The sequence below is a fragment of the Pectobacterium araliae genome, from assembly GCF_037076465.1.
GTDB classification, from domain to species: domain Bacteria; phylum Pseudomonadota; class Gammaproteobacteria; order Enterobacterales; family Enterobacteriaceae; genus Pectobacterium; species Pectobacterium araliae.
On record NZ_AP028908.1, the window covers coordinates 1,759,297 to 1,775,352 of the forward strand.

Consider the following 16,056-nt stretch of genomic DNA (forward strand, 5'->3'; position numbering starts at 1 on the left):
TCACTCCCTAATCCAGTCTGCGCCGGGTTCGCCAGGCAGTCAGGCCAATAAATAGCATCGCGGAGAGAATCAAAAACAGCAGGTTAGTGATCAGCACTGAACCGATGTTTCCCGCGAGAAACAGCGTTTGTAGCGTGCTGACGAAATAGCGTGCCGGGATGAGGTACGACACACCGCGGACAAATTCCGGCATGCTGTCGATTTCAAAAATAAAGCCGGACAGCATGATGGCAGGCAGAAATGCGGCATTCAGTGCCACCATGGCGGCGTTGAACTGGTTGCGGGTGAGGGTGGAAATCAGCAGCCCCATGCCCAGCGTGCTGGCAAGAAATAGGCTACTGATAACAAACAGCAGCAGCAACGATCCGCGATAGGGTACTTGCATGATGAAGGTCGACACCAGAATACACAGCGCCATGGCAATCATGCCGAGGAAATAGTAGGGGATAAGCTTGGACAGCAGTAGCTCGGCGCGGGTGACCTGCGTAGAGAGCAGCGCCTCCATCGTCCCGCGCTCCCACTCACGAGCAATCACCAGCGAGGTAAGGATCGCCCCAATCACCGTCATGATGATGGTAATCGCACCGGGGATGATGAAATGCTGGCTGATGGCGGCCGGATTAAACCAGTAGCGCGATTGCACCTCGATAAGCTGCTCAAAGGTATAACCGCGATCTTCCGCCCGTTGCTGTTGCCAATGAAGCCAGATGCCTTCTGCGTATCCCTGAACGAAGTTTGCCGTGTTGGGTTCGCTGCCGTCGGTGATGACTTGTATTGGTGCGCGATCGCCCGGTCGTGCCAGCCGTTTGGAAAAATCGGTAGGGATGACGATCAGCCCGCGAATGTTACCCGCCTGCATTTGTCGAATTAACTGCTGGCGGTCATTGCTGATGGTCGGTGAAATAAACGGCGAGGCTGCGAAGGTATTTGCCAGATCGCGCGCGTCTTCGCTCTGTTGCTCCATCAGGATACCGACGTGCAGGCGGCTGGAATCCAGATTGATGCCGTAGCCAAAGATAAACAGCAGTAGCAGCGGGATCACGAACGCAATCAACCCGCTGCTGGGGTCGCGCAAGATTTGGCGCGTCTCTTTCAGGCACAGTGCCCGCAGGCGACGCCCTGAAAAATGCGTGCTGCCGTGCTGGCTCGCTTTATCCTGCTCAGTTCTATTCTGTTCAACCATGTTCCGCCTCCCCGTCATACGCCTGAATCAGCGCAATAAACGCTTCTTCCATAGTCGGCGATGGCGTCTGTGGGCTGGCCGCCTGCTGTTTCAGTTCGTCCGGCGTGCCGCTGGCAATTAGCTTGCCGTGATACACCAGACCGATACGATCGCAGTATTCGGCTTCGTCCATGAAGTGGGTGGTGACCATCACCGTGACGCCACGATTGACCATGCCGTTGATGTGTATCCAGAATTCGCGTCGGGTCAGCGGATCGACGCCGGAGGTGGGTTCGTCGAGAAACAGAATATCGGGTTCGTGCATCAGTGCGCAGGCCAGCGCCAGCCGCTGCTTGAAACCCAATGGCAAGGCGTCCGGTGTTTGGCGGTAAATGGGCTGGAAGTTGAAGGCGTCGGTCATTCCGGCCATTTTATCGCGCTGCGCTTTGCCCTTGAGCCCATAGACGCCGGAGAAAAATCGCAGATTCTGTTCGACGGTCAGGTTGCCGTAGAGCGAGAACTTTTGCGCCATATAACCCAAATGCTGACGGGCTTTACCGGAGCTGGTTTTCAGATCCATGTCGAGCACCAGCGCTTTGCCGTCAGTCGGCACCAGCAAGCCGCACATCATCTTGAAGGTGGTTGATTTTCCCGCACCGTTCGGACCGAGCAGACCGAAGATTTCGCCTCGTTTCACCTGAAAGCTGACGTGGTCAGTCGCGGCGAAATCACCAAATTTTTTCGTCAGCGCCTGTGCTTCAATCACCGTTTCGCCGCCGCTGATGTCAATTTGCGGCATGATGCTCGCCAGCGAAGAGTCACTGGCCGGGCCGCCGCCGAGTAGATCGTTAAACGCATCTTCAAAGCGCGGATCGGTGTCGTGCAGGCTGTTGGTTTCCAGATGTAAGGCGGAGAGCAGCGATGTCCGATCCGCGTCGGGTTTTAGCATCAACCTGACGTACTGCCCCTGAATCACGCCGTCGCTGACCTGTGGCAGGCGCAGCGCTTCTTGCAGTACATCTCGATGTCGGCGAGTGCCGGTATCAACCAAAATACAGCGTCCCGCCATGCGTGCGGTCAGATCGCGTGGTGCACCGCGATACAGCAGCTCGCCTTCGTTCAGCAGTAGTACATCCCGACATTGTTCCGCCTCATCAAGGTAAGACGTACTCCACAGGATCAACATGCCATCGTCAGCCAGTTCATGCACCATGTGCCACAATTCACGACGAGAGATCGGATCGACGCCTACACCTGGTTCATCCAGCAGAAGTACTTTAGGCTGTCCTAGTAGCGTACAGGCCAGCCCCAACTTTTGTTTCATACCGCCGGACAGTTTGCCTGCCAGCCTGTCGGTAAAGCGGGTTAAGTCGGTAAATGACAGCAAGCGCTCGAAGGTGTCTTTGCGTACATCGCCAGTGATGCCGCGTAAGTCGGCATACAGCGTCAGGTTTTCCATTACCGTCAGATCTTCATACAGGCCGAATTTTTGCGGCATGTAGCCTAAAATGGCATGGAGCTGACGATCTTCTTCGATGGGGTCAAGATTGGCGACGCGTAACGTGCCGTGACTGGGTGTTAATAATCCCGCCAGCATACGCAGCAGAGTCGTTTTCCCCGCGCCGTCAGGGCCAACCAGCCCGGTCACCGCACCGCTATGTATTTCGGCGGTGAGGCTGGCAAGCGCGGGTTTTTCCTGCCCGGCGAAGCACTTTTCCAGCCCGTCCAACGTAATCTGCGTGGAAGCATTAGTCATGACGAACGGGCTCGTTGGCGCGATTGGCATCTCCAGCGTGCGCATCCTCAAAATGCAGCGTGACCGGCATCCCTTGCCGTAACCCGTCATCGGGATCGTTAACCACAATACGCAGGCGATAAACGAGGTCGGTACGAAGATCTTCGGTTTCGACGCTCTTCGGCGTGAATTCGGCGCTGGGTGACACAAAACCGACTTTACCTCGATAGGGCTGGTTGGGGCGGCCATCGGTGTAAATCAGCATTTGACTACCGGGTACGACGCGGCCGAGATCCTTCTCGCTTACATAGGCGCGTACCCAAACGGGGCGAGTGAGAGAGAGGGCAAAAACGGTGCTGCCCGTCGCCAGCATACTGCCTTTTTCGGCGGCACGGGTGAGGATCACTCCCGGTGAGGGAGCAAGCAACTCCGTGTCCTGCCTATCCAATTGCGCTTGTGCCAGTCCGGCTTCGGCCTGTGCCACGACTGCCTGTGCAGCGGCGATTTCCTGCGGTCGATTGCCGCGCTCAAACTGGCTCAGCTTGTCTTTCGCCGCTTGTAGTGTTGCAAATGCTTGATTGCGCGTTGTTCTGGCGTCGTCCAGCATGTTGGCGGAAATCGCGCGTTTGTCCCACAGCCCTTGCTGACGCTGGTAGAAGCTGTTGGCGTAATCATAGGCCGCCTGACTCTGGACAACCTGAGATCGCACCTGCGCGATCTCTTCCTGCCGGTAGCCTTCCTGCGCAAGCTGAAGCTGTGCTTGCGCGCTGGCGAGATTCGCCTGTGCCTGGTTTTGTGCATTCAGGTAAGACGCGGCATCGAGCGTTGCCAGCGGTTGGCCTGCCTGTACGGCATCGCCTTCATCTACGTTCAACTCTGCCACTCTGCCGCCGACGCGAAAGGCCAGGTTGACGGTGCGGATGTCCACATTGCCGTAGAGCGTGAGCGGTTTTTCCTGCTGCTGATGGTGGTGATAAAAGCCGTAACCCGAGCCGAGCAGGATAAGGATGAGGGCGGCGAACGCCAGTTTTCTCTTGTTCATCACGCATAGTTCCTTGTCTGTCAGCGGTGAGCTTGCCGGCGGTCGCGATCCCGCAGGCCGTTCAGAGGATGCGTCGTCTCTTATTTCTGTAAGTGATTAATAATATGACGAGTTACAGGTCTTTATGGCAATTTGGTGTGATCTGGTTCACAAAAATGCACGGCATCCGTCGAATACCTTCGGGCAGATTTGCCCATATCTGGCACAACCCCTTAATTTTGTTAAAAAAGTGGAAATAAATCGTCGCTATTGTAATTTATTTAATTGAATGATAATAATTGTTATTAGCAATTACATAGCGAGCTGGCGGCATTGATGCAGTGCATAGGGTGGAAACCCCCGCGTTCAATGCCTTAGCCGGTAATACCCGCCAAGATGTTTCGCGTGAAGTGAAGCATTTTGGCATTTTTTTGTCTGCGCCGGGGGGCGTTGTTTTCAGATAAACGCCTCGCTACAGGTGGTGATTTTTATTTACGGTTGAATACATAACCAAAGGGGAAGAACAGTGAACCAGATGCGCATTTTACTCGCATTGATGCCATGCGTGCTGATTGCTCCGGCGTATGCACAAGATGATACAGCCAAAAAGGGTGAGGCGAGCGGTGATGAGATGGTGATTACCGCCTCGCGTTCGAACATCCAGCAGCAGAAAGCACCACAGGTGGTCACGGTGATTACCAAAGAGCAAATTGAGCAGCAGATGCAGGTCACCTCTGACTCATCGCAAATTCTGAGTAACCTGCTGCCTTCGTTCTCCCCCAGCCGGCAGAAAATGAGTGGCAGCGGTGAAACCTTCCGCGGTCGTGCGGCGTTGGTGATGATCGACGGTATTCCGCAATCCAACCCGTTGCGTCCGACCGGACGTGAGATGCATACCGTTGACTACTCGATGGTCGAACGTATTGAAGTGATTCATGGTGCCAACGCCACCAACGGAATGGGGGCGACGGGGGGAGTGATTAATATCATCACCCGGCGGCCGGAAAACGGTTCGTTTAATCAGCACATCAATGTGCAAACCACGCTGCCCACGGAGAAGATTCGCGGCGAAACTGCCAGTTATAAAACCACCTATCGGGTCGACGGGCGCGAGGATTACCTCGATTATCTGTTCTCAATTGGCTATGAGAATCAGGGGTTGTATTTGGACGGCAACAATCGACCTGTCGGCGTGGATAACACGCAGGGCGATACCATGGATTCTCGCGCTTACGATCTGCTCGCGAAAGTGGGGTACTGGCTGGATGACTATCAGCGCGTTCAACTGAGCGTAAATCGCTATCACATCAAAGGTGAAAATAACTACCTGAGCGTGGACGGTATCCGTGATCAGGGTATTCCTACCACGTCAGTACGCGGCACACCGCCGGGTGAGGCACCGAATAACAGTATCTGGACGACGGGGCTGACTTATGAGCATCACGATCTGGCGGGGATGAAGCTGTCCGCACTGGTGTTTAATCAACGCTATGAAGCGCTGTTTGGCGCAACGATTTCAAATACGTTTCAAGATCCCGCGATTGCTCCCCGGGGTACGCTTTATGAGCAATCTCGATCCGTTGCTAACAAATATGGCACTAAATTGGCGTTGACTAAAGACGACTTGCTGGATGACACGCTGAAAGTCACGGTGGGTTTCGATACGCTGTACGATAAGGGCAAGCAGGACCTCTACCTGACCAAGCGAACCTATGTGCCGGAGATGGAATACACCAACTATTCGCCGTTTATTCAGGGCGAATATCAACTGCTGGATAACGTTACGCTACACGCGGGCGTACGCCATGAAATTGCTAAACTCCAGGTCAACGATTATCAAACACTGGCGTCTAACAACAGCGTTACGGTACAAGGCGGTAGCCCGAAATTTAATGAAACGCTGTATAACGCCGGTATCGTCTATGCCGCGACGGATTCACTCAGCCTGTTTGCTAACTACTCGGAAGGGTTTGGAATGCCGGACGTGGGTCGCGCGCTGCGTTCCATCAACCGTACGGGGGTTAGCCTGAAAAATTTTGACGGTTTTAAGCCGATTGTGACGGATAACGTAGAGACGGGGTTCCGTTTTAAACGGGATAAGTTTGATCTTGAAGCTAGCTACTATGAGTCCAAATCGAAACTGGGTGAGCGTGTTAGAGAGAGCGGTGGTGTATTTTTGTCCGATCGTCAGCGTACGCAGATTCGTGGTGTGGAAGTGACTGCGGGTTATCAGATCAACGAGCAGCATAAAGTTAATGCCTCCTACGCGCACAGTGAAGGGAAGTATGACAACGACGGTGATGGTAAAGTGGATAAAAAATTCAATGGTCTGGATATCGCGCCGGATCGCCTGATCACCAGTTGGTCGGCGAACTGGAATGACCAATGGAGTTCGTTCGTGCAGGCGAATTATGCCTTTGGCCGCAGTTTTGACGATGCGGGTATGGCGTTTGACGGTTACCTGTTGATGGATGCGGCGGTGGGCTACAAACTGCCGCATGGTCGCCTCAACGTTGCGGTGGCTAACCTGCTGGATAAACAGTACATCACCTACTATTCGCAGGCGGGGCTTGTTAATGATACGCGCTATTTCTCTGGGCGCGGCCGCACGGTAACGCTGGGTTATTCGATTGATTTCTAAGCTTAACCGATTTAACACCGTCTTCAATTCAGCAACACGGCAGCGTTTGACGCTGGCCGTGTTGTTGTCTTTTTTACTGGTGACGTTGGCGCAGGCGGCGGAACCACCGCGTCAGATTCGGCATGCGCTGGGTGTGACCTCGGTAACAGGGACGCCGCTGCGTATCGTGACGCTGTTTCAGGGGGCGACCGACTCTGCCGTCGCGCTGGGAATCAAGCCAATTGGCGTGGTGGAATCGTGGACGGAGAAGCCGATTTATCGCTACCTTCGTCCCGCCTTGCAGGGTGTCACGCAGGTTGGGCTGGAAACGCAGCCCAGTCTGGAAACCATCGCGCTACTCAAACCTGACCTCATCGTGGCGTCGACGTTTCGGCATGAGAAAATCTACGGTCTGCTGTCGCAGATCGCGCCGACGATTGCGCTGGACAAGGTGTCTGAATTTAAGGACACGGTGCAGATGATGGGCGTAGCACTGAACCGGGAAGATAAGGCGAACGAGATTTTATCCCATTGGGATCGGCGCGTGGATTCCCTGCGCGACCAGCTGAAAGCGCGGTTTGGCGAACGCTGGCCGCTCAGCGTGTCTATCCTTGAATTCCGTGAAGATCACCTGCGTACCTATCTGCCCGCCAGTTTCGCTGGATCGGTGCTGTCGGAAATCGGTTTTGTCTGGTCGCGGCCGGAAAGCTACACGTCAGGCGTGATGCAAAAGCTTACGAGTAAAGAGAGCATTCCGGTGGTGGATGCCGATCTGTTCTTTGTGTTGCTGCGGTCAGACAAGCCTGCGGTAGCGCAGAACTATCGTGACTGGCAGGCTCATCCGCTCTGGCAGCGGCTGCATGCGCCTCAGCAGCAACAGGTTTATCCGGTGGATAACGTAGCCTGGAGCCTGTCTGGCGGTATTTTGGGCGCGAATAATATGCTGGATGATATCGAACGGCAGTTTGCTGGCAAAGCTGAAACTGCGGGTAAAAAAAGCGATATCACCAAGGAGAGCCAGACGCGATGAGAAAATGCATCGTGACGGCAGTGGGTGTCGTATTACTGCTGCTGAGTATTGCCGCTAGTCTGATGTTGGGGCAAACGACGATTTCGCTTAGCGCGGTATTCAACGCGCTGTTCCATTACGATCCGCAGCAGATCGATCACATTTTGGTGCTGACGACCCGCCTGTCGCGGACGGTGATTGCCATCGTTGTCGGTGCCAGCCTTGCTGTTGCCGGCGCGCTAATGCAGGCGCTGACGCGCAACCCGCTGGCCTCGCCGGGGATATTTGGCATTAATGCGGGAGCCATGTTTGCCATCGTCCTGCTGTCTTCGCTATTTACCTTTTCCTCGCAGATCGCGCTGGCGTGGACGGCCTATCTGGGCGCGGCCGTTGCTGGCGTTATGGTGTACGTGCTGGGAACGCTGGGCAATGCTCGTTCCAGCCACTTACGTATTGTGCTGGCCGGAGCCGCCATTAGCGCGCTGTTTATTTCGTTTACGCAGGCGTTGCTGGTGATCAATCAGGACGGGCTGGACAGCATGCTGTTCTGGCTGGCCGGGTCGGTGTCCGGCCGTAGTCTGTCGATGCTGTTACCGCTCCTGCCGTACTTTGTTATCGCGCTATTCCTCGCGCTGCTGCTGGCGCGTCACCTGAATATTCTGGTAGCAGGCGACGAGATTGCCAAAGGGCTGGGACAGCGAACGGCGTTGGTGCGTGCGCTGTCCGGGCTGTGCGTGATCGGGTTGGCGGGCGGCGCGGTGGCAATAGCCGGAAATATCGGTTTTGTCGGGCTGATCGTGCCGCATATTGTGCGCCGCGTGCTGTCTGCCGATCACCGCTGGCTGCTGCCCGGCTGCGCTATTTTCGGTGCCACGCTGTTGCTGCTGGCTGATGTCGCCTCGCGTCTGCTGATCGTGCCGCAGGAAGTGCCAGTCGGGGCAATGACTGCGCTGCTGGGGGCACCCTTCTTCATTTATCTGGCGAGAAGGGGAATGCGGCATGGGTAAGGTGTATACCGTGCGCGTGGGAAGGGTATCGCGCCAGATTGATCGCCGCACGTCTGCGGTGGCGTTGTCGCTCCTGCTGGTGTTGCTAGCGGTGGTGTTCCTCTCGCTGTCGCTGGGCGAGGTAGTGCTGTCGCCCGTGCAGGTGATGTCGGCGCTGCTGGGAAAAGCAGACAGCGGCGTACACTTTATCGTCAACGACCTGCGGTTGCCGCGTGCGTTGCTGGCGCTACTGGTGGGTGGCGCGCTGGCGATATCCGGCTTGATTCTGCAAAGCATTGTGCGTAACCCGCTGGCGTCGCCGGATATTCTGGGGATTACTAGCGGCGCATCGGCAGCAGCGGTATTCTTCCTCTCGTTTCTGGCAACGACGATAAGCCAGCGCTGGCTCCCTGTGGCAGCAATGGGTGGGGCGTGGATCACCGCTGTTGCCATTTATCTGCTGGCCTGGAAACAAGGCGCATCGCCGCTGCGACTGGTATTGGTCGGCGTTGGGTTGTCCGCTATTATGGGTGCGGCGGTGACCATGATGCTGGTGTTTAGCCCGATAGGCACCACGCTGACGGCCTATGTCTGGCTGACGGGCAGTATTTATGGCGCACAGTGGCAGCATGTGTCGGCGCTGGCGGGTTGGTTGCTGCTTGGCGCACCGTTTTTAGTGGGGCTGGCGCGACATGTTAATGTCCACGAGCTGGATGACGCGCTGGCCTGCGGTGTCGGGCAATCTGTCGGGCGCATCCGGCTCGCGCTGTTGACGCTGAGTGTCGCGCTGGCAGGAGCTGCGATTGCCTATGCGGGCGCGATGGCATTTGTCGGCCTGCTGGCTCCGCATATTGCGAAAAAGTTGGCGAGCCGTTCATTCCCCGGACTGGCGTTGGTGTCGGCGCTGACGGGCGGATTACTGGTGATGGTGGCCGATTTACTTGGCCGCACGGCATTCCTACCGTTGGATCTGCCTGCTGGCATTTTTATCTCCGTACTTGGGACGCCTTTCTTTATCTACTTATTGCTTCGGCAACGTTACTGAGATCGCAAGATTATGCTAGAGAATGTGTTGCCGACACACGTGCCCCCAACTGACCAAGAGGCGATTGCCAGCCAGTCGCTGACGCTGAGTTACGAAAAACAGGTCGTGATTGATGCGCTGGATATCACGCTGCCAGCCCGGAAAATTTCGGTGTTGGTGGGCAGTAACGGCTGCGGCAAGAGCACATTATTGAAGTCGTTTGCTCGTCTGCTGAAACCCACGAGTGGGACGATTATTGTCAACGGGGCGGATATTCATCGACAGTCCACCGTTGAGGTGGCGAAGTCACTGGCGATTCTTCCGCAAACGCCGACCGCGCCGGAAGGGCTGACGGTCTATCAACTGGTAAAAATGGGGCGCTACCCGCATCAGTCATGGTTGAAGCAGTGGTCGGAAACGGACGAAGAAAAAGTGCTTCAGGCGTTGCGCAGCACCGGCGTGCTGGCATTAAAGGATCGTGCGGTGGATTCGTTGTCCGGCGGGCAGCGCCAGCGTGTCTGGATCGCGATGACGCTGGCGCAGGATACCGATATCGTTCTGCTGGATGAACCGACGACCTACCTCGATCTGGCGCATCAGATGGAAGTGCTGGATTTGTTGCGGGAACTGAACGCGCAGCAGCACAAAACCATCGTGATGGTGCTGCATGATTTGAATCTGGCGTGTCGCTACGCACATCACATGGTGGCGGTACATAACCGGACGGTGTTTGCGCAGGGCAATCCGCGTGACATTCTCACGGAAGCCACGGTAAAAACGGTGTTTAACCTGAACTGCCGCATCATTGACGATCCGTTCTTCGGCACGCCGCTGTGCATTCCATTTGGACGTGAAGCGGCAGCGACGGAGGCTACAGGCGATGTCGGCTAATTGTCTGACGCCACCGTTGCTGTCGTCGCCGCTGGAATACTGTCAAAACGGCGCCTTATTTCACCCCACCAGAAAAACAGGCTGATACAGATAAAAATCCCTTAGTGGTCGGAATCTCTGCTACAATCGTCGGCAGTCATGCACCGTAGTTGTGCTCGTTCATCGTGGTTGTTGCGTATGTCGTTGTTTACGTAGATTGTTAAGTAAATTGTTACGTTAATCGTGGCTCGCCAAACCCGTCTTATTGACCCTCTGAAAACTACACCGGCTGCTGTCCGGTCAGAGCGGATCTGGAGTTGTTCTTTTTATGTCATTTGATTCTCTCGGCCTGAGTGCCGATATTCTGCGCGCGATTGATGAGCAGGGTTATCGCGATCCTACTCCTGTTCAGCGTCAGGCGATTCCTGTCGTGCTGGAAGGGCGCGATTTAATGGCCAGCGCCCAAACGGGTACGGGTAAAACGGCGGGCTTTACGCTGCCGTTATTACAATTGCTGACCAGCCGTGAAGCGCAGCACAAAGGGAAAGGTCGTCGTCCGGTACGCGCACTGATCCTGACGCCAACCCGTGAACTGGCTGCGCAGATTGATGAAAATGTGAAGGCGTATAGCAAGTATCTGAGCCTGCGCTCACTGGTCGTATTTGGCGGCGTGAGCATTAACCCACAGATGATGAAGCTGCGTGGTGGCGTGGATATTCTGGTGGCGACACCGGGGCGTCTGCTCGATCTGGAGCATCAGCGTGCCGTTGACCTGTCACAGATTGAAATTCTGGTGCTGGATGAAGCGGACCGTATGCTGGATATGGGCTTCATTCACGACATTCGCCGTGTACTGGCGAAGCTGCCTGCTAAGCGTCAAAACCTGCTGTTCTCCGCGACCTTCTCTGATGAGATCAAAGCGCTGGCGAACAAGCTGCTGACCCATCCGGCGTCGGTTGAGGTTGTGCGTCGTAATACGCCGTCTGAACTGGTTACGCAGCATGTGCATTTTGTTGATAAGCGCCGCAAGCGTGAACTGCTGTCGCAGTTGATTGGTGAAAATAACTGGCAGCAGGTGCTGGTCTTTACCCGCACCAAACATGGCGCTAACCATCTGGCTGAGCTGCTGGAAAAAGACGGTATTACCGCGGCGGCTATTCACGGTAACAAAAGTCAGGGTGCGCGTACTCGCGCGCTGGCAAACTTCAAAGACGGCAGCATTCGTGTGCTGGTCGCAACGGATATCGCCGCGCGTGGTCTGGATATCGACCAACTGCCGCACGTGGTGAACTATGAGCTGCCAAACGTGCCGGAAGATTACGTTCACCGTATTGGTCGTACCGGTCGTGCGGAAGCGACGGGTGAAGCGCTGTCGCTGGTCTGTGTGGATGAGCACAAACTGCTGCGTGACATCGAGCGTTTGCTGAAGCGTGAAATTCCGCGTATCGCTATCGAAGGCTACGAGCCGGATCCGTCCATCAAGGCAGAACCGATTGTGAATGGTCGTCAGGGCAACCGTGGCGGCGGCGGTGGCGCGCGTAACGCAGCACCGCGCGCGCAATCAGGTGCACCACGCGGTCAGTCCGAGCGCAGCGAACGTAGTCAGGGTCAGGGCGAACGCCGTCCGGCCGATGGCAATCGCCAGCCGCGTAAAGCGGGCGGTAATAGCGATAGTCCTTGGGCTACTGGCGGAAAAGGCAAGGGTGGCGGTGAAGGTCAGCGCCGTGCACCACGCCCGCAAAACCGCAGTAAGCCAGCGGACAAGTAAAATCGATAGGGAGCCAGCGGCTCCCTTTTTTTATCGCGTAATTTTGCCGTAGCAGATTGCGCAACTGGATGGTGAGAGATAGAGCATCACCGTGCGAGATCGCTGCAAATAGATGTCGAATATTTGCTCAAACATGACCATTTGGGCATAGTAAACATTCCAAATGAAGGTTTGTTATGAAGACATTTAGCCTATCCACGACTCAGACCAAGCCGCCTCGTTTGTGGCAGGTGGCCGGATTAAATCATTCGGATGGTGTCGCGCTTCTGGGACAGATTAGCGAAGGCCTTGAGGGCAATGTTGCTAACCTTATCGCTGACTGGGCGAAGATAACGCAAAACGACCTGCGTAAAATGTCCGGCATTCCGTCAACGACGTTTAGCCGCAGTGTCAAAGCGAGATTTAGCGCGGATCAAAGCGAACGGCTGGTGCGTATCATCCGTGCTATTGATCGGGCGGTAGACCTGTTCGAGGACGCTGATGCACCTGCATGCCGCGCAGATCCTGGATCATTACACGCTAATGCGAATCGATGTGCCTGAAGATCAGATTCAGAGTGCCGATATGGATGCATTGCCAGACAACTGGGCTGCTGAAGAAGCGCCGCCGGATCTGGCGGTATACGGCGATGCGGTTGGTAAAAACGTAGGTGAAGCAAACGTGATTTTTATCCTGTAGCGGCGGACATTCGCCCGCCTCACACTTTTCTGAACGCGATTATTTCGCCGCCAGTAGGCATAAATTCAATGCCACTTCATACGATTTCACAAACGATGGCACAGGAAGAAACTCAAAGCGTGAGTGGAAATTGTGTGCGCCAGTGAAAAAGTTTGGCGTCAGCAATCCTTTGGCGGACAGTGCTGCACCGTCCGTGCCGCCGCGCATGGGTGTCACCTTGGGTTCAATGCCCAGCGTGTCAAGTGCGGCAAACAGCAGGTCGATAGCTCGGCGATCGTCAGTGATGGCGTTGCTGATATTGCTGTAGATATCGGTGAGGGTGTAGGTCACGCTGCCCGTCGGGTACTGCGCGCCAATCTTCTCTGCGAACGCGGCGATCTGCTGCTTCCGCTGTTCAAACGTGGCTAAATCAAAATCCCGAATTGAAGCTTTGAGCTTCGCTTCATTGGCATTCGCCGTCAGATCGTTAAACCAGACATAGCCCTCGCGTCCTTCTGTCTGTTCTGGTGTCTGCTGGCGATCGAACTGGCTGATAAAGTCGTGCGCCATGAGCAACGGATTGACCAGCACGCCTTTCGCCGACATCGGATGCGCGGGTACGCCGGTAAAGCGAATTTCCGCTGAGGCGGCATTGAAGTTCTCATACACTACTTCACCCAGCTCGCAGCAGTCGATGGTGTAGGCGAAATCGACATCAAAGCGTTTGAGATCGAGTGCTTTCGCACCACGCAGCCCAATCTCTTCATCCGGCACGAAAGCCACTACGATATCGCCGTGTGGCGTCGCGTCGGTCAGGTTCTCCATGAGCGTCATCACCACGGTAACAGCAGCCTTGTTGTCCGCGCCGAGTACGCTGGTGCCGTCGCTAAAAATAATGTCCTGCCCAACATACGGCAGAATTTCCGGGTGTTGCGCCGTGCGCAGCCAGATGTCCTGTTCGGTGTTCAGACACAGGTCTTTTCCGCTAAAGCGCAGCGTTTGCGGGTGAATATGCGGCGACAGGCCAACGTCAACCGTATCGATATGGGTAATAAAACCGATACGCGGGGCGGAGGGGCAGTTGCCTGGCTTCACGGCCGTCACGGTAGCGTGCTCATCAATCACGACATCCTGTAGACCCAGCGCGCGTAACTCATCCGCCAGCAGTCGTGCCATTTCATGTTGTTCCGGCGTACTGGGCAATGTTGTCGAACGGGCATCGCTTTGGCTGGTGACGGCGAGATAACGGTAAAAACGGTTGCTGAGTTGATGAGCCAGACTGTCGGTCATAACGAATCCTTTTTATTCTGCAATACCTATGGTTGTTATCCTAACGTAGAAATTATTTCATTTGAGGATTTTATTTGTCATTTTATCGTCATGATTTTTATCGCGGTGTGCTGGAATATAAATAATAAGCGAGGTCTGGAATGAAAAAAGCAGGAATACGATTCACATTGGCAGCGTTAACGCTGGCAGTCGCTTCAGCGGCCTCGGCGAATACGCTGGTGTATTGCTCGGAAGGATCGCCGGAAAACTTTAACCCGCAACTTTATACTTCTGGCACCAGCGTGGATGCTAGCGCGGTACCGATTTATAACCGTCTGGTGGATTTCAAGGTGGGCACCACGGATCTGGTGCCGAGTCTGGCGGAGCGCTGGGACATCAGCGCTGATGGGCGCATCTATACCTTCCATTTGCGCAAAGGCGTGAAATTCCAGAGCAATAAATACTTCAAACCTTCGCGTGATTTTACCGCTGACGACGTCATTTTCTCCTTCATGCGGCAAAAAGATCCGCAGCATCCTTACCACAGCGTCTCGAAAGGGACCTATGCCAATTTTGAAAGCTTATCCTTTAGCTCACTGATTCAGAGCATCGAGAAAGTGGATGACCACACGGTGCGCTTTACGCTCTCCCATGCCGAAGCGCCGTTTCTGGCTGATTTAGCCTGGTACTTCGCGTCAATTCTCTCTGCGGAATATGCCGATGCGATGCTCAAAGCCGGCACGCCGGAGCGCGTGGATATGGAACCGATTGGCACCGGACCTTTTGAATTAGCGCAGTATCAGAAAGATTCGCGCATTCTATTTAAGGCGTTCCCCGCTTATTGGGAAGGCAAGGCTAAGCTGGATCGGTTGATCTTCACTATCACGCCGGATGCCTCCGTGCGGTACGCCAAGTTGGAAAAGAATGAGTGTCAGGTGATGCCGTTCCCTAATCCTGCCGACCTGCCGCGCATGAAAGAAAACAGGGACATCGTGCTGATGCAAAAGGCCGGGCTGAACACCGGCTTCCTGTCGTTCAATACCCAGAAGGCACCGACGGATAATGTGAAAGTGCGGCAGGCGTTAACGATGGCGATTAACAAGCCGGCGATTATCGAAGCCGTTTTTCAGGGAACCGGAACGGCGGCGAAAAATCTGCTGCCGCCGGGCGTCTGGAGTGCCGATAGCGACCTGAAAGATTATGGCTACGATCCCGAGAAGGCGAAGGCATTGCTGAAAGAAGTGGGTTTGGCGGAAGGCACTGCCATCGAGCTGTGGGCGATGCCGGTGCAGCGTCCGTATAACCCGAACGCCCGCCGTATGTCTGAGATGATTCAAGCCGACTGGGCGAAAGTCGGCGTACAGGCGAAGATTGTCACCTTCGAGTGGGGCGAATACTTGAAAAGGGTGAAAGGCGGTGAACATCAGGCGGCATTGATGGGTTGGACAACGGCGACGGGCGATCCTGATAACTTCTTCGGGCCGCTTTTTACCTGCACGGCGGCTAACGGCGGCTCCAACTCGGCAAAATGGTGCTACGCACCGTTTGATAAACTCATTACCGACGCGCGTGCTTCACAGGATCACCCGCAGCGAATCGAGCTATACAAGCAGGCGCAGCAGATGATGCACGATCAGGCTCCGGCCGTTATGATTGCGCATTCCACCATCTTTGAGCCAGTCCGTAAGGAAGTGACGGGGTATGAAGTCGACCCGTTCGGTAAGCATATTTTCTATCAGGTCGATGTGAAGAAATAAGACGCTGAGAATCCGGCACCGCGTGCCGGACTCAGACCGTTGACAAACTTATTTGTCGAACGAAAACGGGAGTAACGGAATAGAAGAGTAAAGCGTTTGCGCCATGGACAAAAACGTCAGGAACGTTTTTGAACGTCGCTAGCGACGGCCCTGAAAGGGTGAATCTCAGGGATGAGAT

The 16,056-nt window shown here is 55.1% G+C and carries 13 protein-coding genes; 9 read left to right on the forward strand and 4 right to left on the reverse strand.

The window, feature by feature from the left end; translation table 11 throughout:
* Nucleotides 1–7: 7 nt before the first annotated feature.
* Genes AACH44_RS07950 through hlyD form a run of 3 tightly spaced genes read right to left on the reverse strand, consistent with a single transcriptional unit; the run spans nt 8 to nt 3,939 of the window.
* Nucleotides 8–1,183, reverse strand: a complete 1,176-nt coding sequence (locus tag AACH44_RS07950) for an ABC transporter permease (RefSeq protein WP_338659552.1) — start codon at nt 1,181–1,183, stop codon at nt 8–10.
* Nucleotides 1,176–2,918 (reverse strand): ATP-binding cassette domain-containing protein, encoded by a 1,743-nt coding sequence (locus AACH44_RS07955; protein ID WP_338659553.1) that lies wholly within the window; start codon nt 2,916–2,918, stop codon nt 1,176–1,178. The genes AACH44_RS07950 and AACH44_RS07955 overlap by 8 nt, the downstream gene beginning before the upstream one ends.
* On the reverse strand, nt 2,911–3,939 hold the full coding sequence (gene hlyD / locus AACH44_RS07960) for a secretion protein HlyD (protein ID WP_338659554.1): 1,029 nt from the start codon (nt 3,937–3,939) through the stop codon (nt 2,911–2,913). Before hlyD ends, AACH44_RS07955 begins: the two co-directional genes overlap by 8 nt.
* Nucleotides 3,940–4,453: 514 nt before the next feature.
* Between hlyD and AACH44_RS07965 the strand changes: the two genes are divergently transcribed.
* The 8 genes from AACH44_RS07965 to AACH44_RS08000 all read left to right on the forward strand — a co-directional run bounded on the left by AACH44_RS07965 (nt 4,454) and on the right by AACH44_RS08000 (nt 12,873).
* A complete protein-coding gene (locus AACH44_RS07965; RefSeq protein ID WP_338659605.1) occupies nt 4,454–6,559 on the forward strand; it encodes a TonB-dependent receptor in 2,106 nt (701 codons plus the stop codon).
* Nucleotides 6,549–7,568: an iron-siderophore ABC transporter substrate-binding protein gene (locus AACH44_RS07970; RefSeq protein ID WP_338659555.1), complete on the forward strand. Its 1,020-nt coding sequence runs from the start codon at nt 6,549–6,551 to the stop codon at nt 7,566–7,568. Before AACH44_RS07965 ends, AACH44_RS07970 begins: the two co-directional genes overlap by 11 nt.
* Nucleotides 7,565–8,554: an iron ABC transporter permease gene (locus AACH44_RS07975; protein WP_338659556.1), complete on the forward strand. Its 990-nt coding sequence runs from the start codon at nt 7,565–7,567 to the stop codon at nt 8,552–8,554. Before AACH44_RS07970 ends, AACH44_RS07975 begins: the two co-directional genes overlap by 4 nt.
* Nucleotides 8,547–9,578 carry a FecCD family ABC transporter permease gene (locus tag AACH44_RS07980; RefSeq protein WP_261848559.1) on the forward strand — a complete coding sequence of 344 codons (1,032 nt, stop codon included), beginning with the start codon at nt 8,547–8,549 and terminating at the stop codon, nt 9,576–9,578. The genes AACH44_RS07975 and AACH44_RS07980 overlap by 8 nt, the downstream gene beginning before the upstream one ends.
* A gap of 12 nt (nt 9,579–9,590) precedes the next feature.
* Entirely contained in the window at nt 9,591–10,448 is an 858-nt protein-coding gene (locus AACH44_RS07985) for an ABC transporter ATP-binding protein (protein WP_261848560.1), read from the forward strand.
* A gap of 307 nt (nt 10,449–10,755) precedes the next feature.
* Entirely contained in the window at nt 10,756–12,195 is a 1,440-nt protein-coding gene (rhlE, locus tag AACH44_RS07990; protein ID WP_261848561.1) for an ATP-dependent RNA helicase RhlE, read from the forward strand.
* Between the two features lie 176 nt (nt 12,196–12,371).
* Nucleotides 12,372–12,737 carry an antitoxin Xre-like helix-turn-helix domain-containing protein gene (locus tag AACH44_RS07995; RefSeq protein WP_261848562.1) on the forward strand — a complete coding sequence of 122 codons (366 nt, stop codon included), beginning with the start codon at nt 12,372–12,374 and terminating at the stop codon, nt 12,735–12,737.
* Nucleotides 12,718–12,873 carry a hypothetical protein gene (locus AACH44_RS08000; RefSeq protein WP_338659557.1) on the forward strand — a complete coding sequence of 52 codons (156 nt, stop codon included), beginning with the start codon at nt 12,718–12,720 and terminating at the stop codon, nt 12,871–12,873. Before AACH44_RS07995 ends, AACH44_RS08000 begins: the two co-directional genes overlap by 20 nt.
* A gap of 39 nt (nt 12,874–12,912) precedes the next feature.
* On the opposite strand, the gene pepT is transcribed toward AACH44_RS08000, so the two are convergent.
* On the reverse strand, nt 12,913–14,142 hold the full coding sequence (gene pepT / locus AACH44_RS08005) for a peptidase T (RefSeq protein WP_261848564.1): 1,230 nt from the start codon (nt 14,140–14,142) through the stop codon (nt 12,913–12,915).
* Between the two features lie 140 nt (nt 14,143–14,282).
* Between pepT and AACH44_RS08010 the strand changes: the two genes are divergently transcribed.
* Nucleotides 14,283–15,878, forward strand: coding sequence for an ABC transporter substrate-binding protein (locus AACH44_RS08010; protein ID WP_338659558.1), 1,596 nt, complete (start codon nt 14,283–14,285; stop codon nt 15,876–15,878).
* Nucleotides 15,879–16,056: the final 178 nt, after the last annotated feature.